The sequence below is a fragment of the Paenibacillus sp. FSL H7-0735 genome, from assembly GCF_038008505.1.
Lineage (GTDB): Bacteria > Bacillota > Bacilli > Paenibacillales > Paenibacillaceae > Paenibacillus_AQ > Paenibacillus_AQ odorifer.
Genome location: NZ_JBBOZH010000001.1, coordinates 2124715 through 2146878, shown reverse-complemented (window position 1 = coordinate 2146878; position 22164 = coordinate 2124715). Strand labels below are relative to the sequence as shown.

General features: G+C 43.2%; 24 protein-coding genes. 1 reads left to right on the top strand and 23 read right to left on the bottom strand.

Going from position 1 to position 22164, the window contains the following annotated elements; all coding sequences use genetic code 11:
• Positions 1 to 16: 16 nt before the first annotated feature.
• From essC to NSS82_RS09440, 21 genes are all read right to left on the bottom strand, one after another.
• Positions 17 to 3901, bottom strand: a complete 3885-nt coding sequence (essC, locus tag NSS82_RS09540; RefSeq protein WP_076271936.1) for a type VII secretion protein EssC — start codon at positions 3899 to 3901, stop codon at positions 17 to 19.
• A 5-nt stretch (positions 3902 to 3906) separates the two neighbouring features.
• Complete coding sequence (locus NSS82_RS09535) at positions 3907 to 4734, bottom strand: DUF5050 domain-containing protein (RefSeq protein WP_076271935.1); 828 nt, start codon at positions 4732 to 4734, stop codon at positions 3907 to 3909.
• A 14-nt stretch (positions 4735 to 4748) separates the two neighbouring features.
• Positions 4749 to 4979: an EsaB/YukD family protein gene (locus tag NSS82_RS09530; protein ID WP_162164278.1), complete on the bottom strand. Its 231-nt coding sequence runs from the start codon at positions 4977 to 4979 to the stop codon at positions 4749 to 4751.
• Between the two features lie 17 nt (positions 4980 to 4996).
• On the bottom strand, positions 4997 to 5494 hold the full coding sequence (locus NSS82_RS09525; RefSeq protein ID WP_036684491.1) for a hypothetical protein: 498 nt from the start codon (positions 5492 to 5494) through the stop codon (positions 4997 to 4999).
• A 14-nt stretch (positions 5495 to 5508) separates the two neighbouring features.
• Positions 5509 to 5991: a hypothetical protein gene (locus NSS82_RS09520; protein WP_076103998.1), complete on the bottom strand. Its 483-nt coding sequence runs from the start codon at positions 5989 to 5991 to the stop codon at positions 5509 to 5511.
• Between the two features lie 17 nt (positions 5992 to 6008).
• Positions 6009 to 6203, bottom strand: coding sequence for a hypothetical protein (locus NSS82_RS09515; RefSeq protein WP_036684494.1), 195 nt, complete (start codon positions 6201 to 6203; stop codon positions 6009 to 6011).
• 29 nt (positions 6204 to 6232) lie between these two features.
• Positions 6233 to 7114 carry a hypothetical protein gene (locus NSS82_RS09510; protein ID WP_076271934.1) on the bottom strand — a complete coding sequence of 294 codons (882 nt, stop codon included), beginning with the start codon at positions 7112 to 7114 and terminating at the stop codon, positions 6233 to 6235.
• Complete coding sequence (locus NSS82_RS09505; protein WP_036684498.1) at positions 7111 to 8094, bottom strand: hypothetical protein; 984 nt, start codon at positions 8092 to 8094, stop codon at positions 7111 to 7113. Before NSS82_RS09505 ends, NSS82_RS09510 begins: the two co-directional genes overlap by 4 nt.
• Positions 8072 to 9517: an ATPase, T2SS/T4P/T4SS family gene (locus NSS82_RS09500; RefSeq protein ID WP_212592205.1), complete on the bottom strand. Its 1446-nt coding sequence runs from the start codon at positions 9515 to 9517 to the stop codon at positions 8072 to 8074. The genes NSS82_RS09505 and NSS82_RS09500 overlap by 23 nt, the downstream gene beginning before the upstream one ends.
• 40 nt (positions 9518 to 9557) lie before the next feature.
• Positions 9558 to 10385, bottom strand: a complete 828-nt coding sequence (locus NSS82_RS09495) for a hypothetical protein (protein ID WP_076271933.1) — start codon at positions 10383 to 10385, stop codon at positions 9558 to 9560.
• Entirely contained in the window at positions 10364 to 11245 is an 882-nt protein-coding gene (locus tag NSS82_RS09490) for a hypothetical protein (protein ID WP_036684504.1), read from the bottom strand. Before NSS82_RS09490 ends, NSS82_RS09495 begins: the two co-directional genes overlap by 22 nt.
• Complete coding sequence (locus NSS82_RS09485; RefSeq protein WP_076271932.1) at positions 11245 to 12609, bottom strand: AAA family ATPase; 1365 nt, start codon at positions 12607 to 12609, stop codon at positions 11245 to 11247. Before NSS82_RS09485 ends, NSS82_RS09490 begins: the two co-directional genes overlap by 1 nt.
• 222 nt (positions 12610 to 12831) lie before the next feature.
• The gene (locus tag NSS82_RS09480) at positions 12832 to 13743 is read right to left on the bottom strand and encodes a 5'-3' exonuclease (RefSeq protein WP_076101643.1); all 912 of its coding nucleotides are present in this window, start codon (positions 13741 to 13743) and stop codon (positions 12832 to 12834) included.
• Positions 13744 to 13791: 48 nt separating this feature from the next.
• Positions 13792 to 14157: an arsenate reductase family protein gene (locus NSS82_RS09475; RefSeq protein ID WP_038569540.1), complete on the bottom strand. Its 366-nt coding sequence runs from the start codon at positions 14155 to 14157 to the stop codon at positions 13792 to 13794.
• A 193-nt stretch (positions 14158 to 14350) separates the two neighbouring features.
• Positions 14351 to 15337 (bottom strand): RluA family pseudouridine synthase, encoded by a 987-nt coding sequence (locus NSS82_RS09470; RefSeq protein WP_036684512.1) that lies wholly within the window; start codon positions 15335 to 15337, stop codon positions 14351 to 14353.
• A 1-nt stretch (position 15338) separates the two neighbouring features.
• Positions 15339 to 15905 (bottom strand): cob(I)yrinic acid a,c-diamide adenosyltransferase, encoded by a 567-nt coding sequence (locus tag NSS82_RS09465; protein WP_036684514.1) that lies wholly within the window; start codon positions 15903 to 15905, stop codon positions 15339 to 15341.
• A gap of 170 nt (positions 15906 to 16075) precedes the next feature.
• The gene (locus NSS82_RS09460; protein ID WP_232061510.1) at positions 16076 to 16264 is read right to left on the bottom strand and encodes an aspartyl-phosphate phosphatase Spo0E family protein; all 189 of its coding nucleotides are present in this window, start codon (positions 16262 to 16264) and stop codon (positions 16076 to 16078) included.
• A 250-nt stretch (positions 16265 to 16514) separates the two neighbouring features.
• A complete protein-coding gene (locus NSS82_RS09455) occupies positions 16515 to 17735 on the bottom strand; it encodes an aminotransferase class I/II-fold pyridoxal phosphate-dependent enzyme (RefSeq protein WP_036683526.1) in 1221 nt (406 codons plus the stop codon).
• 13 nt (positions 17736 to 17748) lie between these two features.
• Positions 17749 to 18249, bottom strand: coding sequence for an Lrp/AsnC family transcriptional regulator (locus NSS82_RS09450; RefSeq protein ID WP_036683529.1), 501 nt, complete (start codon positions 18247 to 18249; stop codon positions 17749 to 17751).
• A 259-nt stretch (positions 18250 to 18508) separates the two neighbouring features.
• Entirely contained in the window at positions 18509 to 18892 is a 384-nt protein-coding gene (locus NSS82_RS09445) for a spore coat protein (RefSeq protein ID WP_036683532.1), read from the bottom strand.
• Between the two features lie 30 nt (positions 18893 to 18922).
• On the bottom strand, positions 18923 to 19156 hold the full coding sequence (locus NSS82_RS09440; protein ID WP_036683535.1) for a spore coat protein: 234 nt from the start codon (positions 19154 to 19156) through the stop codon (positions 18923 to 18925).
• 175 nt (positions 19157 to 19331) lie between these two features.
• On the opposite strand from NSS82_RS09440, the gene NSS82_RS09435 reads away from it, so the two are divergent.
• Positions 19332 to 20582: an NAD(P)/FAD-dependent oxidoreductase gene (locus NSS82_RS09435; protein WP_036683538.1), complete on the top strand. Its 1251-nt coding sequence runs from the start codon at positions 19332 to 19334 to the stop codon at positions 20580 to 20582.
• 378 nt (positions 20583 to 20960) lie between these two features.
• On the opposite strand, the gene NSS82_RS09430 is transcribed toward NSS82_RS09435, so the two are convergent.
• Together NSS82_RS09430 and NSS82_RS09425 are read right to left on the bottom strand one after the other, a co-directional pair.
• Positions 20961 to 21506, bottom strand: a complete 546-nt coding sequence (locus tag NSS82_RS09430; RefSeq protein ID WP_052096886.1) for a hypothetical protein — start codon at positions 21504 to 21506, stop codon at positions 20961 to 20963.
• 211 nt (positions 21507 to 21717) lie between these two features.
• A complete protein-coding gene (locus NSS82_RS09425; protein ID WP_036683543.1) occupies positions 21718 to 22137 on the bottom strand; it encodes a DUF350 domain-containing protein in 420 nt (139 codons plus the stop codon).
• Between the last annotated feature and the right edge of the window lie 27 nt (positions 22138 to 22164).

Sequence of the window (22164 nt, the reverse complement as noted above, 5' to 3'; positions counted from 1 at the left end):
TAGCTGCACCTCCATCCTAAACTCCTACTCCCGCATTAACTCGATTCTCCTTACTCCATACGGCACATCTTAATCCGGTATATTTATTCTTTACAATGAGATAGCCATCACCTTGCTCCCCATCTTTCTCCTGGCTTCCGTAAGGTAAGGACACATTGTAAAGATTTTGTTCTTTCATTCTACCTAGCAGGATCCCGGTCTGTTCTTCTCGGATAGTCTTGCCCAAGGAATCCCAATTAGAGGTAAGATCATTTGTGTTATCTGCCGCTAGAACAGCTACCTTCATGCCGCGTTCTTGCTTCACAATTCGTTCAATCAGCTCATGCAGCATATACTTGTCTCCGCTCGTAAATTCACTTAGACGATCAATAACGAAGATTATCTGCTTCCACTGTTTCATCAGAGCGCCAACGTCACCACCGGACATTCTGCATGAGAGAAGCTCACTGCGTCTAGTTTCCAATTGTTCTTTGATCCCATCAATGAAATTGTCCAAATCATCCACGTTCGATAGATCCGTTACGTAAGACTGTTGTATCAGTTCATAAATGCCCATAGCAGATGAATCCAGCGCATATACCTCTAGATCCTGCTTTTCGCTCAGCAGCTTCATCCACGATACAAGTAAAGTGCTCTTTCCTGACATAGCCTCTCCAGCTATCATCAGCACTGGTGTTGCAACAAGGTCTATAAACACAGGCTGTAAATCATTGTTGCCCAAGCCTATTGCCAGTTGCTCTGTATTATTATTGAGCTGCCGCAGATCAATCGTAGAAGGCATCACCGGAATTGGTGCGGCTCCAGTTAGATTCAAAGCCTCCATTCTCTTCAAGATGAGCTCGGTAGCGGTATGTTGATATTCAGGAAGCGAAGTCTGAAATTCCAAAGGCGGCTTGCCTCTTACCAATCCTCTGCCTGCAACCTTTGCGGGTTCCAAGCCTTCCGTTCGTCCTACAATACCATCATATTCACTCTTCTCAGTCATCTGGAAGCTGATCGCCATTTTGAAGTTAACCGAAAATTTATATCTGACCAAAGCACTATTGGTTGCTGTAGCGACCATATAAATACCGTATTTAAAGCCTTCACGAGCCAGCAGCACCATTTGAGCGTCAAAATCTTCGTAGGTCTCCGATAAAGCAAAGTAGTTGTCGATTATGACTATAAATGCGGGCAGTTTTCGTCCACTTCTACGGTAATCATTGAACCCTTCACTTCCATTATTTTGAAACAGCGTTCTTCGATCCTCCATAACCCTGAACATAAAGCGCATAAATTGGTCAATTTTATCTTCTTGCTCCAGTGTCATTACCCCACCGACATGAGGGAGTTTCTCCATAGCTTTGAGTGAGCTTCCGCCAAAATCCATAATATAGATATTGACGTCATCCGGCGGATACATTAGAGCCAGCGATAAACATAACGTTTTGAGGAACACGGTTTTACCTGTACCCGGCGTTCCATAGACAAACAGATTCCCCTCAGATGCAAAATCTATCTCCAGCGCTTCCTGTCTCTGTCCTCTTGGATCATCCATGATCCCCACTGGCACACTGAGCAGTTTCTGCTGCTGCGGCCATCTACCATCTGCTAAGCTATTCGGCAGCAATAAATCGAGGTAGACTACTTCAGGCAGTGGCGGTAGCCAAGGCCCTTTCATTGGAGAAATCCCATATTGCTTGGCAGTTTCTGTAATGTATTCAACCATGGCATGCAGTTGGGAAGCAGAGTCATTTTGGGAGAATTTCTCTTCCTCAAGCGGAAAGATCTGCTCGCTTCTACCATTCAGAGCTACCTTATAGATTCGTTTGGTCTTGTTCTCCTGTTTCTGCAGTTCGCCTTTCGGATCATAATCAGCACCAGAATACGCAGATTGGAACAACTCAAAGATCTCATCATTTCCGACCTGTATATACGCCCTTCCCGGTTCCTTAATCATGGCCGCATCAGGACGTTTAATAACATCCCGACTGTCAGCCTCATCCTGCACTTTAAGACATATTTTAAATTTCGAGTTACTCCATATCTGGTCATCCACTACGCCGGCAGGCTTCTGGGTGGCAAGGATCAAATGGACGCCAAGGCTTCGACCTACCCGGGCCGTACTTACAAGCTCTTTCATGAAATCCGGTTGATCCTGCTTAAGCTCCGCGAACTCATCCGCAATCATAATCAGATGGGGAATGGCTGGCATGTCACCTTTTACATTTTTGCTATAAAATAATTTCTGGTATTTATCAATATTGTTCACGCCATATTCCGAGAAGACACGTTGCCGCCGCATGAGCTCACTTTTGATAGATAGCAGTGCTCTCGTCGTTTGATTCCCATCCAAATTCGTAATGGTACCGACCAGATGAGGCATTCCCTTGAATACATCTGCCATGCCGCCCCCTTTATAATCAATAAGGACAAAAGCAATATCATGCGGATGGTAATGAATGGCTTGGGATACGATGATACTTTGTAATAATTCACTTTTGCCAGAACCTGTTGTCCCGGCTACAAGACCATGGGGCCCGAACCCCGTCTCATGCATGTCTAAATATAAAGCTTCTCCACCAGCCCTCACCCCTATAGGTACACTCATGCCCATATAGGTTTTGTTGCGGGTCCAGTTCAACATTACATTTACTTCAGATACCTTTTCGTTCTGTAGCATTTCCATCAGTGTGATGGAGGATGGAAGTGAGAAATTAGCACTTGAATTTTTGATTCGTAGCGGTGCGAGCTTTCTGGCGACTAGATCTAAATCTTTTATATCTGCCTGATCCGGAGTAAATACGATCTTCTCCCCGGTTAATCGATTGGCCATTTCACCGTTTTTTCCGTTTAAATGAATAACCGTTTTACAGTTCATGGGCAAATAAGCGGAATTCTTGGCGATAAAAAGGGTTGATACTCCAAGCTTTACACTGCCGTTGTACAAATATTTACTGATTAGCTCATTCTCAAGTAAGGAAGCGTCCTCTACAATAAAGAGATAATGGGGCAATACACCACCGCTCAAAGACCTCATCTCCCGCTCCTTCAAAGAGCCATAAATCTCGGACAAGGTCTGATGGGCAATGGCTTTACCACATAAAAGAAATCTGATATTAAAACCGTCATCCCATAGGTGGGGTACAAATTTCAGCCAATCCCATTTCTCCAATTCATCCTCTGCGGCAAGAACAATAACCCTGACATCGTCATAACCATGATGAGTCACAAGCTGTAGCAGCATCAGTTTTATTAGCACAGCTGTTTTATCGCTTTCACCGGCAATCCCGCATATTTCGGTAGTCAACAGATTAACCGTTATAGGAACGTTCGGGACCTTCTCAAATTCCATGGCCAATCTCTGCGGCTCCATCAGCAGCGGGTCTGTTTCAAGGATGATCGCCTGTTTGGTGTATTTGATGTGCAGTTCCAGGGGTACACTTCCCACCCCGATCCGCAGAGCCAGAAAATCATTATGTGAAGGCGTTTTTTCCCATAGCTTGTTATCCCTGCGCGAGATTCGTTGCACACATTCCGCAGGATCCGGGCTCATTTCATTCATGGCTTTCACCTGTTGTTCGCGAGCTATCGACAAATCGCTACGGACATCGGTTATAAATTGAAGATATTTTTCTTCCCGTTCCTTCTTCTTTAGCTTATATTTCCGAATCTGAGAAGTTGCTCCTGTCAATGAGCCAATCAGTGTCATTACTGTGGTCGCAACTGAGATCAGTAAATAGATGGACTGTGAAGTCATTGCGATTAATACGGTAATAATCAACATTACGATAGGTGGAAGCAATATTCCGAACCAAGAGATCTCTGGTTTCTCGTTAATCATAGGTGGATTAGGAACATCAATTTCTCCCCGGGGCATATCCGGTAGAAAACGGGGCTGACGACTGAATTCATAGCTCATTAGATCTACCTTCCTATAAAGGTTATTGTCTCCGCCTCTCCACCAAATAGAGAGATTCGATGCCATTCACGACCACTGCAAAAATAAAGATCATTGTCCAGAACATGTAAATAGTCCGCGCTTTCCCCAGATATTCGAATACTCCCTCCATGCAATGGATCTACGCGATATATACTGTTGTCATTTAATCGGTTAGCACAATAAATATATTTGTCATCCGTGCTTATACTAAGGGCAACTATATTGTCTACCATAGTTACCGTATGACGCTCCACATCAAGTAGCGTCAAGCGATGTCCATTCCCGGCATCTGAAAAACACAGCTTATTTCCTATCCGAATCAGTAAACTTGTAACCAATTCACTAATCTTTTCACTTGCCTCACCGGATTCTGTGCTCCTCTTAATCCCATTTGGTGTAGCATAGTAGATTTGTCCTTCGTACAAGAGAAAACTCTCCACATGCTCATCAATCAGCCTCATATCACGTTTACCACTAGTAGAACAGCGATATAATCGATGGTCCTCCTCGTGAATATAGTAGATCCAATCTTCATGTCGCTGAAGCTGATAACAAGGTTTGTCTAACAATACTTCTGAATGTTGCTTTACAATATCAAGCTTACAGAGCACATTTCCCTTTAACTGATCACTGTAATAAAGGAAATTGCCAGCCTCATTCATGAACCAGAACAAACCCTCATAATGAATAGGCACAGCTTGATCATTCGCTCTGTCCAAAGAATAGGTTCCTGAATAGTTTTTAATATCCGTAATAAAAAGAGATTCATCAGCCTTTAGGATTAATCCGCCACTTTGCAGGTTGCCATTCATTTCATTGCCCCTTCTCAGATAAGTGTGAGCAGTGCGCCTTGGGCTACACCTTCTTGATCCAAGGTTTTACTATTACTTAATATTCTACCTAATGGCTCAGCCTGAAGCTTAGCCCCGCTTCTCTCCTTTAAGCTCAAGGACTCCGTTAACATGTCTAACAGTTCTTCTATAGTCACAAACACCGGGACTTTTAGGTCCATTCTTAGACCTGTATCCGTTTGAAAAGTAACCATGATATAGTCCATTCTGATTATTCCTTTCATCAATTCTTAACGGAGAGAATATATTTCCTCTCGCTAATTAACTGATAATCTACTTCTTTGTCTGCTTCTTCAGCGAGCTTTAAGTATCTGGTTTTAAATTTGTATGTTGCCTGTGCTTTCACATTAACTTCTGATACCCATTGGCTGGTTTGGGTGTTCTCTATGTTAGAAAAATCTAAATTTACCGTAAAATCATTGTATCTATCATCATTGGAGGTAAATGTAAGCACGTTGCCATTATCGGTCTGTTCCGATACATTTAGAGCACTTTCGAACGCATCTGAAAAGTATTCTTTGAACCTCTCCTCGTTAATCACCGCATCCAGTCCACGTAGCAGTTCATACTCTAAACTCCGATCCTTGGCTGCCCGGCAAGCATTAGAGATCGCAGTGCTCAGCACTACCTTCTCTCTAAATACAATGCCCATCTCCACCAAAGGCTCCACAACAATTGACACTAGAATAATCAACAATACTCCTACTGCAATATTTTTCACACAAAGTCATCCTATCAATCTATATAGTAGTCCAGATCCTTATAATGTTTCAGGCCTGTCGTTGACATGGAGAAGTGGACCGGAATTTCACGCTCCAGCTTCTTTCCCCATAAAGTGATAGAGAAAGGATATACAGCTTTAATCTCAACCGTAAGCGGTTCGCCTCTTTGCCGATAAGGTTTATTCCATTCGTTCCCTTCATCGTAATATGAGGTTTCATCATCATTTCCAATCGCATTATCATGATCTGCATTAGTGACCGTAATGACAATATCATCGGCTTTATCTCGGTAAATAGGGCGCTCCTGTAATCTCTCCATAGCATCCTCATAATACGATTCCTTCAAGTAGTTATCACCAGCTACAATCTGCGAAACACTATACGTCTCTGTGACCAGCGTTAAATACCATGGGAAAAAGAAAGCCAAATTTACAAACAGCAAAATCGTAACCGAGGTCAGAATGGTAAGTAATACTGCCTTTGCTATCCCTTGCATTGTGTTTTCACCCCAAATTAGCTAACCATCTTTCCAATCAAATCATCGAATAAGAATTCCCAAACATCATCAACCCATCCTGTCAGTACTCCACCCTTTAGATAGGTCACTACCACTCCAATTAAAATAATAACGCCAACCGTGATGGCAATTTGCTTGATCCCTACTTCTCCTTTTTCCTCCACTAGCAATTCCTTAAGATCTGTCTTCATTCGTTTATCCCCCTATAAATAAATTTGGCTTATTGAAACATCTTCATTGAACTCAGAATGGTAAACAAATAGTACATAACGATATAAATAGCCAACACTATAATAAGTAGAAACTGGATCCTTGCGCTGCTGCACTGCCTACTCTCCAGCTCTTCTTCCAAAGCCCTGATTCTGAAGCCATCTAATTCATTCTTGAGATATGCCATCTGAGACACATTATCGTATCCTTTAAGCCTCGTCTCCATAATGTCGCAGAACTTGATCACGTAATGCATCGGAATCCGTTTCTTCAGCTGCTTAAAAGCGAATTCTTCTCCGTAATCAATATTGTCCAGCATCACACCGAGCTCCTCGGCTATATCAGGATTTGCACTAGGAATGTAATCCTTAAGCACATCTGAGAAATGAATGTTAACCGACTTTATATACTGGTAATAGACCATACTATAAAAGGCTGGGAAATCCAGGGATATATTTTTGTTCTTCTTATCGATAATCTTCTCCAACTCGACCACCGGATAGAGCCAGCCCAGCATGATGAAGATGGCAGAGATACAGCCAAGCAGGATGTTCACCTTCCATAGCAACAACATAATCACAATAGCACTTAGCGTGTACATGAATTGCTCGGTCCGTATTTCCTCTGGAGTCTTTTGTAGATCAAGTCGGTCAATGATTTTCTTGAATCTTAATCTTTCAGCACTTCCCAATAACCCTTTAACATATTTCATTGCAATTCTTCGTTTATATTGGTTGAACTTCTCTTTTAGCGCCGCATTTTTACGCTGCTTGATATATTGACGTGCACGTTTTTTCTGTTTTCTGCTCACAGGCTTGAAGAAGGGGTATAACAATATCTTGATCAAATAAAGGATGGAGAGCATGGCTATCAGCTTAACTAGGAATATCATTTGCGCTCACCACCCATGCCGACGTTCCCTTGGAGTACCTGACTGCGTGCAAAGCTTAAACAAATGACACTAATCAATATCGTGTTGATCAATTTCCCAACATTGCTTTCAAGCATAAATTCTCTAAAATCCTTTACAGTTAATGCGTACAAGAAAAAAAGCACAATGATTCCGGTTTTAAACATAAAATCTCGATTCATCTTTCTAAAAATCCGTTCCTTTTTAGAGTTAATCTCGCGCAGCACGGCATTTTCATCTACAATATCGAGGAAAATGTCTGCCATACCTTTTCTTTCGTTATATTCGAAGACCACTGCTTTTTTTGTGAAATTATCAAATTTGGGACCAAGCTGTCTATTTAATAGCGTAATAGCTTGCTTAAAGGAATAGCCGTTGTTGTCGCAATTATCTATAAATTGCTGAAAATATGGCCTAAGATTAGGACTGATATATTCATCGCTCTCCATCACCTTTTTAATGGCTACTAGTACACCTTCACGGGCTAACGGACAAATCACATCTTCGGCATCCATTATATTTTCAAGCCGTTCTGCTTGGATGGCTCTAGACTGCATCACGAAAAAAGTAAACAATCCTACAAAAATTGAAATCGTAATCACAAGCGAAAGCGTAACGCTTTTCATAAGCAGAACCACTAGCAGAGCTATAATCGCAAAGCAAATGCACAGCATTGAGGTAAAGCTCTCCAGCGTAAACGGCATATTAAAGTCTAAAATCAAACCCTCTACCATTCGATTGTATTTCGCATAAATATTTTCCTTCTGCCTGACGATTCGCTCCTTCTTGATCCGGTCAACATAACGCTTCGTGTTATACTTGCCTAGGTACTCTGCGAGGGTATCCATAACGTCGAGAACATATCTTACAGAACCCTGAAAAAACTTGACCTCAAAGATGGCGTTAAATAGTACAAATGCAGCCATACCAAGAAGTAGACTAATGATTAAAGTTGTATTCATCGAATTCGTACACCTCTGTTTCGCCCTCCAACGGATCCTTGGTAAAGAACTCAAACCTGCTTTTCTTAATTCCGGCCTTGAGCATTAGCTGCTGTACATTCTCCGAGATCTTTCCTACACGTAAATGTCTGCCAACAATTTTGATCATCTTCTTGCCTTCAATCATCTCTTCAATCACATCATCACAATCAAATCTATAGATTTGATTAATCAGTGGATTCAAGCCATCTGAGCCCAAAATCTCTGAAATTGAAGTCACTTTACGAGTACCATCTGCCAGTTTCTCTTGAAAGATTACAAATTTCACAGCACTGCAGATATTTCGTAGAGCAAGTTCCGCTGGCTCATTAGAGGCCATTAGATAGGCCGTTAGAAATCTAAAGATCGCTTCCTTATCCCCCTCTGCATGAAGTGTGGAAAAGAAATAGTGTCCCGTCTGTGCTGCTCGAAGCGCTGTGGCGAATTCACCGGGTGTTCGAAGCTCCCCTGGTCCAATCCAGTGAGGTGATTGTCTCATCGCATTAATAAGCAAATTTTCCATAGTCGCTGGGCTTGAGTCATCATCATCAGGGACCGACTCGTATTGCAACACATCATTCAGCACTCTACCGTGTTCGCTGTTATCTTCTCTTTGAATCAATCTCATCTCTGAAGGATTTTCAATGGTAATGATCCTTGATAGAGGATTGATCTCCTTCACAAGAATTTCATTTAGCGTAGTCTTTCCGCTTCCTGTCGGTCCCACTGTAATCCAGGATAAGTCTGATTTCGGGATCAAAGACAATAATTTATACATATTTGAGGAGAAGGATTTATTCTCAATGAGCATTTTCGGAACAATACTCTTCTTGCTGAACTTTCGGATCACAAACGCCGGTTGGTCATACGGTGAGATCTCAGCATGAGTGGCATTCACACGATACCCCTCAATCGTTCTGGCATTTACCATGGGTATCTTTGGAATCAGCCGAACCTTGGAGATACCTATAAGCTTGGCGATAATCCGTTCCATATGATCACGATCTGTAAAATTTTGATCCCACTGCAGGCTTCTTCCGCCGCTTTCCACAAAGATTTGATCAGGCCCGTTGGCTCTAATTTCATCTATACTAGGGTCCTCCATAGCCTTGGTAATGGGACCATAGTGAGTGATTTCATTGGTGAGTGCGTTTTTCAACTCTGCTAGATCATAAAATCCCTCGACAGAAGGTTTCTGCGCGTCTACAAATTCATTTATGTATGCCTTAGTCATTTCGCGTTTTCGAGCAGGGTCGTTTTCTCGCCTATAGGCATGTGTCGTTATTTTCGTAATATATTTTTGGCATAACTCCAAAGCCTCATCAAAGCTTATGGTCGTATATTTACTAGCCAGATCCTCCATGTTCTCCTTCGGCCCTACCTGATGCAGTACTTTTTGCTGCATATCGCTAATTTTTGCACGTGTCAGCAAGTCGCTCTCCCCTTTACTGATCCGCCAACCGATCGGCCAGCTTTTGAATCTCTTTTTTAAAATATTTATTAATTAGGGGGTTATCTTTTATGTACAGCCTGCCCTCATGTGCACGAACTACGGCATCCTTCACAAGTGGCAGTACAGAAACTATGTTAAAACCCATGTCCTTCATAACCTTATAATCAAATTCAATATGCTGAATATTCATCATCACCACACTGGTGAACTTAGCCGTACTTATCCCCACCGATTTAGCATAATCCAGCAGCTTCACCATATTTATGGTAGCTTCCATCCTCTCTGTTGCCGTAAAGAATCCTATGTGACAATACTTCATGGCACCCAGACAAAATTCCAATGGTGGGTTGTTGGGAATGTCGATCAGCACAATATCAAACATCTGCTTAAGTGTAGTAATTACACGCTCTAAATTTCCAAACTCAAAATCAAAATACTCCTCCATTAGATCCTGTGGACTAGCTGATAACAGGAACAGCTTCTCGTATTTGGTCCGCTGCAATTCATCTCGGAAATCTACCTTGTCGCTTTTTAAGACCTTAATTAATCCTTGCCCCTTCTTATGTGCAGAGACATCTAGAAATTGATATAAGTTCGGATAAAACACCTTAAGGTCAACCACACAAGTATTTAGACCCTTTTGAGATAATAAATATCCTAAGTTGCTTATGAGCATGGCATTATCTACACCATCACAAGCAGGTATAAAACCTACTACACTATAAATCAGATTATTCTCTTGAAGTTCGGCACCGACGAGATCCTTAGATGATATTTTCTGAAAAATGCTGTCGATTCCTAATCCTCTTTTCCGATCCACGATTCCACCTCTTTCTCCAAAGTGGGCAGTTGGTCAATGATGACATCACTACTTTTTCTGCTCAGTATGGTAATCAGAAATGAATTTCCATTAAGTCCTTTGTATTTGGCATAATTGTTAATTTGTGCACTCGTCCCCTCGAGGAGTAATGCTTTAGGTTGAATGTTCTTTAAGAAATCCTTACTCTTCATAACATTTTGTTTCTTATCCTCATCCAGTTTTTGCACCTCTTTATATACTTCGTAGATGGAATGACTACTTGCGTTGAGCATATCCTTCACAACAATGCTTTCAAACAATACTTCAGTTTTTTTGATCGTATTCGTGGACTCGGAATAAATAGCGTTTGGATTGCCACCCGGGGCATCCTTCTCCTCTACCTCATAGGACACACGGATACGAACACGGTCTCCTGGCATTAGAATATCTCCACCAACCTCCAGAAAATTATAAGGAAGCGTCAAGACCTCATTTTCCTCATTCACTTGATACAGCCATTCATTTTTTTGCGGTTTTTCATCCAGCAACTGATCTTTGTAGAGCACGCTGTTTTCTCGAAGATAATATGCGGACAGTTTATCCTTCACCGAATCTATATCTTCAGACAACACCATGTCCTCGGTGTATTCTTTTTTGATAATATTGTATTTCTCAATCATAGGCTCCGTAATGACTACGTAAGCCGGAATACCATCACTCTGCTTGACCCGCAACACCTCTACCACATCGCTGGCATCTTTGCTGGCTTTCGTAATGAACATATAAGAAACCACGATGATCAATAGACTAAAGAGCAATGCTGCAACCCGCTTGAACATTTGCTTATTGGGTGTCGCGTTTTTAAGCCCACTTAAATCCATTAACTACTCCCCTCCAGTAATCTAAGAAGTATATTTCCATATGCCCGCTCATGGTCTTTGTTTGAATATACAAGCGGCACATCGGTTTCAATCTGAGTATCAAAGTCCGTGTCATAAGAGATATGACCTGCCACTTTCATTCCGTATGTAAAGCTTTCTAAAAGACCGGATGTAGCAACTGCACTTACCTTGTCTGGTACGAAAATTTCACCTTGAAATCTGGAACGGTCATTATATTTGGTGACAATTACTTTTGATTTAGCATTCAAATAGGCCGTATTTTCCTTATTCAGTGTCTCTTCCACATTCCTCAGAGTGCTTAAAACAGCATATAGATTATTGGGAATACAGAGGCCAAAGCTGTCGATATGGATTAATGCTTCTCGAAATCTGTCTAATAAGTTCAGTGGTAGATCCAATAGGATCAAATTAAATTTGTTTCGGAGTAAGGACAACAGACCGACAAGTTTAGAGCTGGTGTAAAATTGCTGGATTAACTTGGAATCGGAAAAGCTGTAACCCAGTCCAGCCAGCCATAGGTTTTCTTTCAAATGAAAAGCCGTAGTCAAATAATCCTGAGGTCTTGCTAACGTTCGGATGAGAGATGCATTTATATCTTCATCCCGCTTGGTTCGTTCATGAAAGCTGCTAAAATACATATTCGTACTTCGATATTCGATATCCATATCCACGATTATTACATTTAGCCCCCGTTTACTCGCTTCACTTGCAACATTGATAGTTGTGCTGGTAATTCCGCATCCACTATGCCCGGTTATCGCTACAATACGACTAATCCCTCGGCTAATCTTATCAAGCTCCCTAGTAAGGGTATCCGTAGCCTGTAATTCAGTTGGGGCTTTCGGTTTCGGTTTAAAGCGATCCAGAAACGACCCTTTTCTGTCTGTACTCTTTTGGTGATTACTCTTATCGTCGTGAGGTCTGGAATGTTGTTTCAATTGAGGTTTGGTATCGGATAAATGCTCAAGAGCTTCCTGAAATAGTACTGGTGTAATGCGTATGTATTCGTAATTCTTAATTTGGAGATTCGGATATCTATAGCTGAGATTCTCCCATTCTGTATCTTTCCTTATGTACCTAGTGAGGATTAAAATCTTTACATTTGACTTTTGATTAGCTACGAGCCAATTGATTAGGTTATTTAGATCACTCCTGTTCTGTTCCATCCTCAGAGATAATGCATCATCTGTTATTAATATGCTATCTATAGAAGGATTGATGTTTTGCAAAAACTCCAAAACACCTCCAAGGACTAATTCAGACTCGTTCACTACGTCCATGGTCCGCCTGCAATAATTACCTACTATCTTCTGAAACTTGTGCGTGACCAAAAGTATCTTCATCTCATCATCACCTACTATGGAAAATAATCCCTATGTATTTCCTTTGAAATTTCATTAAACCAATATCCATGATTAGAAACCTTAATTTGTAATTCAGTCAAAAAAAGACATATATTGATAAATTTCCACATGAATTCGACAACAAAAAAAGCAGGTCAAGGATAGTAACCTTGACCTGCCATTATGTTTATTCACATTTTCATCAGAAGAGAACCTCTCTCCTTAACCCAGATCACCTAACTCAATCTGTACAATTCCCCGTTCGTCCTGCACCTCAGCGATCAAATGCATCAGGCTGCCGAATTCCAGTTCTTGAAATTTACGCGCGGCTGTTTCCCGCTGTAATTGCCATAAAGCTTCTGCCAGCTCACAGACCACAGGCACATCACAACGGATTTCAGCCAGCTCCCTTGATAGATGCAGCATATCTAGGTCGGCTTCAATTTTGGACCGTACACCTTTAGGGAGCAAGTGAAGATTCTCAATTACACCTTCAACTGTACCGTACTCTGTTAACAGCTTCAGCGCGGTTTTCTCACCAATCCCTTTTACACCAGGGTAATTATCACTTGTATCGCCCATAAAGCCCTTCAGGTCAATAACCTGTCTAGGGGTTAGACCTTTATCCTCAAGCAATTCTGCAAGGTCATAAACTTTATAGTTGGAGCGTCCTTTTTTCATAATGACGACTTTAACATTCTCATCAATAAGCTGCAGCATATCATGGTCACCCGTCAGAATGTAAACCTCAGAATTATCGCTGTAACAGGATGCCAGCGTACCTATGCAATCATCTGCTTCATAGCCGGCAAGACCAATGTTTGGCACACCCAGCTCAGCCACCACTTCTTTTACTAGGTCAAACTGCGGAATTAATTCCAGCGGAGCTTCGATCCGGTTGGATTTGTATCCATCATATTTCTCGGTGCGGAACGTTCCTTTGCCCATATCCCAGCAGCATACGACGTGAGAAGGCTCAAACGTACTTACTGCATCAAAAAAATACTGCAAAAATCCATATACCGCATTCGTTGGCAATCCATCTTTTGTCTTGCGAATATATCCTCCATAAGAGGTCGCATAAAAGGCCCGGAACAGCAGAGCCATTCCATCTACAAGCATTACCCGGCCCATTGTTTCTGTTCTCACTTATAAACCTCTCCCTTGATCGTTGTATTGATATTAAACATTAGTCCAAGTATCGGCATATTGGTCTTCTTTGAATCCCACCGTAACTTTAACTCCATCGGTGACAATCGGACGTTTGATCAGCATCCCGTGGCTTGAGAGCAGCTCTAACTTCTCCTGTTCCGTAAGCTGGGGCAGCTTGTCCTTCAGACCTAATGATTTGTATACTTCACCGCTTGTATTAAAAAACTTCTTCAGCTCAAGGCCGCTGTTCGCGAGCAGCTCACGCAGCTCGTCCACCGTAGGTGGCTGCTCTGCGATGTGCTGAAGCTCCAGCTCATGACCTTGTCCCTGCAACCATTTCACTGCGCTGCGGCAGGTGCTGCATTTGGGATATTGATATACTTTTAATTTGCTCATGCTGTGCTCCTTTAATAATCGGCTAATAATACCGTAACTACAAGGAATGTTTGGACTTCCGGCCGCTGTTGTCTATAGATTTCATCAATTTTACCGTTAAACACGGTTGAAATCCGCAGACAAAGGCGGTCGCTATCGCTCCTACAGTTCCAAACTTCCCCTTCGCCACTCTATCGCCTGAATCATAATTTTATCACAAATTCGCTGTCAGACCTTGCTCCAATATTTTCTCCAAGACTGCCATGTCAGGTGGCAACGGGGCTTCGAATATCATTTCTTGCAGAAGCACCGGGTGCTTGAACGTCAGACGCACTGCGTGCAGTGCCTGACGCGGTATGGAAGCATCGAGTGCTGCAACGGACTCCAACTGCTCGCTTTGCGTTGAAGTAAATTCTGGTAGATTGTACAGCTCATGACGATACATGCTGTCTCCAATCAGTGGACAGCCGATAGAGGTCATATGGACCCGAATCTGATGCGTACGTCCACTCTCCAGCTTTAGTTCAACTCTGGAGCCGGCCGAATACACCTGCTTAACCTCATAGCGGGTTAGGGAAGGATATCCATCCGGTGTCACGATACGCCGATGTGGCTCCTCAGGATCACGGTCGATAGGGCCGTCGATATCACCGGATAGCTCCGCAGGAACCCCATGAACAAATGCAGCGTAACGCTTATCCACAGTACCGGCGATCATCTGCTCGGAAATATGCTGATGGCTGTATGGATTTTTGGCGATCACTAACACACCGGAGGTTTCCTGATCCAGGCGGTGAACAGGCCGGAAACGGAAGCGTTCATTCTTCTGCGCCCAATAATAAACCACGCCATTGGCAAGCGTGTCAGTGTAATGTCCATGTGTTGGATGAACTATAATTCCCGCTGCCTTGTTAACCACTAGCAGATGTTCATCTTCAAATAGAATCTCGAATGGAATCGGCTGCGGTAAAATATCATCCGAAGTCTCCGTTTCCATGCGGATCTGCACGGTATCTCCTGCCTTAACATGCACACTAATGTATACACGTTCACCGTTTAATGTAATGCCTTGTTCCGTCTGCTTCAGCCGGGAGAGTAGCTTGCGTGAGACATCCATCCGTTTGTGCAGGATTGTCTTCAGCAGGAAGTCATCCTCTTCTGGCGGTATGATATAAGTAATGGGTGAATAATAGCTTGTCATATTAGTCTCGAAACACCTTTTTACTACGGATGTATTCTACATCAGTAATCCCTGACCGTGTATTAGCCGTTCTAGCCAACGCGAAAAAATAATCCGACAATCGATTGAGATAAATCACCGCTTCTGGGTTTATGTCCGCATTTCGCCCTAAGGTAACTGCCCGGCGTTCCGCACGACGGCAAACCGTGCGGCATACATGTAGAACCGAAGCCAGCTGACTACCTCCTGGCAGGATAAATTTCTCTAGTGGTGGATTCTCCTCTTGTAGAGAATCTATCCAGCCTTCCAGCCGCTGAGCCATCTCACTTGTCACCATATATTGACCACCGTCAGCAAGTTTAACAAATGCTAAATCCGTGCCGCAATCAAACAGCTCATGCTGTATTTCGAGCAATTGCTCGCGGACATCGTCGAAATTATCACTTTCCATCAGGCTTCGTGCTTGCCCTACAAAACAATTCAGCTCATCGATCGTTCCGTAGGCCTCGACGCGGACATCATCCTTGCCGACCCGGCCGCCAATCACTGAAGTCTGACCTGCATCACCCGTACGTGTATAAATCGCCATGGTTTAAGCCTCCTATCCATTCTTGAAATCACATACTGATAGTTTAAGCTTTCTGCTATAAGGAAGGCAATAAAGATAGCAAATTAAGAGTATACACAATAACACCGTCATTAGTAAGAGTGAACAACAAAAAGAGGACCCTAGGGTCCTCTCAAGAGCATTCAGCAGCACTATTTTCCAGCCGGACGCCCCTTCATGTACTCATTTATTTTGAGGTCCAATAAACTGCTAATTTCAATCACATTATCCGAAGTGAATGATTTTTCCTGCAGGAAAAGCTGCTCCATCTTGCTGCGGAGTATTCTAATTTCATCTTCCAGAGAGAGTATGCGAGCAGAAGCATCACCCTTGGGGGGTATTTTCCCATTTCCAGAGAAACATTTCCCACCATAGGAAGGTAAGTAATAATCGGCGCTAAGCACAATCATCCCTCCCAAAAGTATTATTGAGCGCGTGCTGCAAAATAGCATAAAAGTTAAATAAAGCAACTTCAAAGCAACGCTTAGTTCCAGAGTAAATGGATCCTTGTAAGTTCTATTATAGGGGCTAATTACTCTCAAAGTAAAATAATACCATAGGATTGTATGATCGGCTATAGTTCAATTTTCACTAATCCGTTCTCTCACGTGTAAGCTTTGTGACAAAAGCACCAATGCGTTCTACTGCTTCGTTCAGTTGAGATACTGATGTGGCGTAGGAACAGCGCAAGTAACCTTCTCCACCTAATCCAAAGACACTTCCAGGCACAGCCGCAACCTTGTATTCAAGCAAAAGCCGCTGAGCAAATTGATCAGAAGTCAGCCCTGTCTTGCGCACGCTTGGGAAAGCGTAGAAGGCGCCCTGCGGCTCATGGCACTCCAGCCCCGCATCGCGTAGGCCTTTGACGATCAACCTCCGCCGTTGATTATAGGAATCTACCATCCGGTCCTTCTCTTCCATACCATTGGTCAGCGCTTCAAGTGCAGCCACCTGTCCCATAGAAGGAGCACACATCACAGTGTACTGGTGAATCTTAAGCATTGCAGCGATAAGATCCGGGTGACCACAAGCATAACCCATCCGCCATCCGGTCATTGCAAAAGCTTTGGAGAAGCCGCTAACCAGAATCGTACGGTCTATCATGCCTGGTAAAGAGGCAAAGCTGACGTGATTAATGCCATAAGACAACTCTGCATAAATCTCATCTGAAATCACTATAAGATCATGTTTCTCTACTACCTTAGCAATCGGCTCCCAATCTTCTCGGGTCATTACACTTCCCGTAGGGTTACTTGGGTAACACAAAATCAGAACCTTGGAGCGCGGAGTGATTTTGGCTTCCAGGCTTTCCGCAGTAAGTTTAAAGTTATTCTCACCAACCGTTTCAATACCTACAGGTATCCCTCCACCAATCGCGGTAATCGGCGAATAAGAGATATAACAAGGCTCCGGAATCAGAATTTCATCCCCCGGTGAAATCAGCGCACGTAGCGCCAAGTCGATGGCCTCACTTCCGCCAACGGTTGCAATAATTTGATTGGCAGGATCATATTCCACAGCAAAACGGCTGTGTAAGTAATTTGCGATCCCTTCCCGCAGTTCAGGCATCCCTGCATTGGATGTATACCCTGTAAACCCTCTTTCCAGCGAATAGACACAAGCCTCTCTGACATGCCAGGGGGTCTTAAAGTCAGGCTCTCCGACTCCCAGAGAGATGATATCCTTGCTACCTGCAGCCAGATCAAAAAACTTGCGGATACCCGAAGGTTGAATTTGCTGTACCAACGGGGCCAAATAAGAATCCATTGATTTGCTGTCTTCTCCAGTTAGCTGCGATTTATTCGTGATCATATGATTACTTCCTTTATGGAGAGATCATCAGACGGTTGTCTTCTTCATGCTCTTCGAAGATGATCCCGTCCTGTTTGTATTTTTTAAGGGTAAAATTCGTTTTGGTTGAAAGTACTGAATCGATTGGAGACAGCTTCTCAGATACGAAATTGGCTACTTCACGTAAATTCCGGCCTTCCACTTCCACCAGAAGATCATAAGCACCAGACATCAGATAAACTGATTTGACCTGTGGATACAGGTAGATTCGCTCGGCAATTCCTTCAAAACCACGCCCTCGTTCAGGCGTAATCTGCACCTCAATCAGTGCGGTTACCTTCTCATCGTCCACTTTATCCCAGTTTACAACGGCAGCATATTTTACAATGACATGATCTTTCTCCAACTGCTCAATTGCAGTCTTCACATCTTCTTCCTCCGCGCCAAGCAGCGTTGCCAAGAGTGCAGTAGATCTTCTCGCGTCTTCCTTAAGCAGTTCCAGCACTTTCCTCTTAAGCTCGTTCATTTCCTTCATGCCTTCCCTCCGGATAGTTCGCTAATGACGGTACGCTATTAATGCGTCGCCCCGCGAAAAGAGTTTAATACTAATATGACATGAAATGTGCATCTCTGCAAACAAAATAACCCTATAGGAGCTCCCATGAAAGGCTGAGTTTATATAGAGCATACTCACAAATATAGAAAAAACGCCCGTTCTACCGGATTTAACCAGTAAAAACGGGCGTTAGCTCCACACACATGAAGCGATTTGCTTCATTCGCCAACCATCATGGTTACATTAAATGAGAAGGCTGATGTTGTCCGTTAGCCGGAATATGAGCATTCTGAGCGGATGCGCCAAATTGCCCTGTTTTTTGTTGAACGAATTGCCCTGTTTGCTGTTGCATTTGCTGTGCGGTTTGAAGCTGCTTGTCCACATCTTGGCGCAATGCTTTTGCAGGTGCAGGATACATATTCAATTGAGACATATGTGTGTATAAATCACCTTGGAGTTGCAGTGTGTCCATGGTCATAGTATTAAAAACCCTACGAACCGCTGGACATGCTGATTCTGTAGCAGCTGTAGCATATTCGCGTACGGTCCGCTTCAAATCACACAAAATGGTGTTTAGTAAATCCTCATCCGGCATAAATGCTCCAGTATTTTGCGCGTTCATTAAATAACCTCCTTAGAATTAATATTGCAATTATTGTGGGCTTGTTGGCGCGTATTGTTGATGTTGTTGGATTAACTGAGTGAGCTCAGTCATGTGCTTGGTGTGATTTTGCATATGCTGCATACAAATTTGACGAACCTGTTGATTCTGTGTTGTCGCAGCCGTTGCTGCACATTGCTTAAGAAGCAAGTCCTCATTGGAGATGGAGTCAGCGATATATTCCAATTCTTTACCACTTAGCGCTTGCATTTGCGTTGATTGCATTTGTTGTAGTCCCTCCTTGTAGTTGATTCAAACAGGCATTAGTATGCCGCTTAAGCGCGCTATTTATTTGCCGAAAAGCACTAGAGAGTTATGACAGAAATAAGAACACGCTGCGAATGAGTCGATAAATTGCCGCCAATACTAATCACGGCACGAATGAAGGAGCGAACAATTCATGAATTTAAATAGTGGAAACACACCTTGGTCTAGCACTTTACAGAACCCTCCGACTTACCCCACTCTAGAAGGTACTATTCATTGTGATTGTCTGGTTGTAGGCGCGGGAATGGGTGGAGCAATGGCTTCCTATCGTTTGTCCTTAAGTGGAGCGGATGCTGTTCTGATTGAAAAAAAACGGGTCGGTAGCGGCAGCTCGCATGCTAACACAGGGCTCCTGCAAATTTCCAACGATAAATCATTAACCTCATGTATGAACACTTTTGGGCAAAAGAACGGTTTGCTCTTTTATCAGTTATGCCAAGCTGGGGTTAGGAACATTCTGGACCTGCCGGACAAGCTCGATATCGATCCACAGATCATTCCACGCAGCAGTCTTTTATATGCCAGCACATCAGAGGATGTACCTGCATTGCGGGAAGAATATGAGAATCTCGCAGCTAACGGTTTCGATTCTGAATTCTGGGATGAGGAAAAGATTGCAGCTCTATACTCTTTTTCAAAACCAGCAGGACTTTATTCACGTGGGGATGCCGAAGCGAATCCTTATCGAACGGTGCACAGCTTAATCGCCAAGGCAGCGTCGAATGGTGTACGCGTCTTTGAACAGAGCGAAGCGAAACATTATGAGTTTACTAAGGATGGCGTGATTTGCCACACAGAAAATGGCCGGATTATTGCCAAGGATGTTATTTTTGCAATGGGTTATGAAACACAAGAGTTCAAAAAAGACCGGGGCGCTGAGCTGATCAACACGTATGCAGTGATGACCAAACCTTTAAAGGATCTTCCAAAATGGCATGAGCGTAGCCTGCTGTGGGAGACAGCCCGCCCTTATTTATATTTTCGGACAACTCCTGAAGGCAGGATTATTGCGGGAGGCAAGGATGAGCAGCTGACAGACCCTGAACGTCGTGAGGTCCGGGTAATCTCTCAAGGTCAAAAATTGCTTGAGGAGCTTGAGGCCTTATTTCCAGAAATCAAAGGCATTGAGCTGGAGTACTCCTGGGGTGCTGTGTTCGGTTCTACTCGTGATGGACTCCCATATATCGGCCCCCATCCAAAGTTCCCTCACTGTTATTTCATCGAGGGCTACGGAGGCAATGGGACTGTGTACAGTATGATCGCTGCGGAGTTGTTAACGGATACGATTGCCGGCAAACATCGGCCTGAGTTAGATTTATTCTCACTCACCCGGTCAGCCAAACCCTCTCCTTCTAAGAATTTGGACGTGATGAAACAAAGCTGATTAGCATAGAAAATAAAAAAGGGACTCTCCCACGTAGCCGCTCACGGCTTTTGGGACAATCCTGCTTTTAATTTTGCCTGCTTTAATCGTAAATCCATCATTCCATGAGCTTGCGGACTCCAGTGATACTATCCTTGGAAAGAGGCCCATATTTAGGCGTTTTTCAGACCAATAGCTGCACTGGAGTCCGATAGCATTCCAAATATCGAATAATGTGGCGCTTAAGGTCGGCTGTGTCCGTTTGCGGGTTACTATGCGCATCCGTCAGTGATTACATATACGCACGCTTTCGACAACGGTCAAGTAAGGTCCAAAAAAAGGAGCACGCCCCAGCAGCTATAAGCTTATGGGACAGCCCCTTTTTTTATATGCTTAACCTTACGCCTGAGCGTTGCTCAAATTGCGTACGAGCTGAATACGATCTTCCTGTGCCAGACTGTGCTGAACATGGAAGCATGAAGGACACACGTAAACATTGAGTGAGAATGGAGCGGTTAATACCGATTTACCTAATGTTGCTGGAGCAGACGGTTCAAAGCTGCTCACAGGCTGCTTACCCGCAAGGATCGTAAGCTCATGGCATTGAGTACATTCCGGAGCCTCCTCCTGAATGGCTAGAATAGCTGAAACACTCTCTTCGTACTTGTTCAAATCATAATCATCGCCGAATTGATTAAGCGTATTATAGATTGGAACTACGCTGTCTTTATCAGGCTCTCCCCAAAGATCATCGTCATTAACAACCTCTTGTTTGGGTTCTTCTATGACTTCCTCTACTTCTTCTTCTTCGATGCCGTCAATCCCAACAGTGACCGTGCGGTATCCGCTAAGCTCATTGTTACAGTGAGGACAATTCTCCTCAGGTCCAAATTCCTCATCCCATACAATTTCAGTATGACACCAAGGACATACAGTTGTTTCCATCTTTTTAATCTCCTTCATACTTTCACTTTTAAATTTAATTCATCATTAAATAAATAATACCGGCTGCTATAAAAGCAATCGCTGACAGAAACAGAACTCGGGTGAGAATCTTCATGATTTCCTCCTAAGATACCCCACAAAGAGTGGGACTGCTCATTTCAAAGCTTGTCCAGATCATAATCCTTTGCAGGGTGTCCTTATAAGGACGGATTTAAAAAATAGCCGCACCAATTACATAAGACAACGATACCGAGATCAGCATGGCAATAAGTCCAACAGCACGGTTATCCGCAGCGATCTCCTCGTCAATAGAGAATACAGGGGTCAGAAATTCAAATAAAAAATAGGCAAGCAGCAGCAGCAAAAAACCGACGACGGACCACTTCATGGTCTCATAAATTGAAACACCAGCTTCAATACTGAAACGCAGTACGTTGCAAATCCCGAAGATTTTACCGCCTGTGGCCATTGCCACTGCCAGGTTTCCCTTACGTATTTCTTCCCAGCAATTATATTTCGTTACCATTTCAAAAAAAGACAGAAATACAACTAGCCCAAGAATCGCCACTGCGAAGTAGCCAAGCAAGGCACCTAGCGGATGACCCAGCAAAAGATCAATATCTTCTTGCACGCTTTCCCCTTCTTTCTGCCGGGAAAT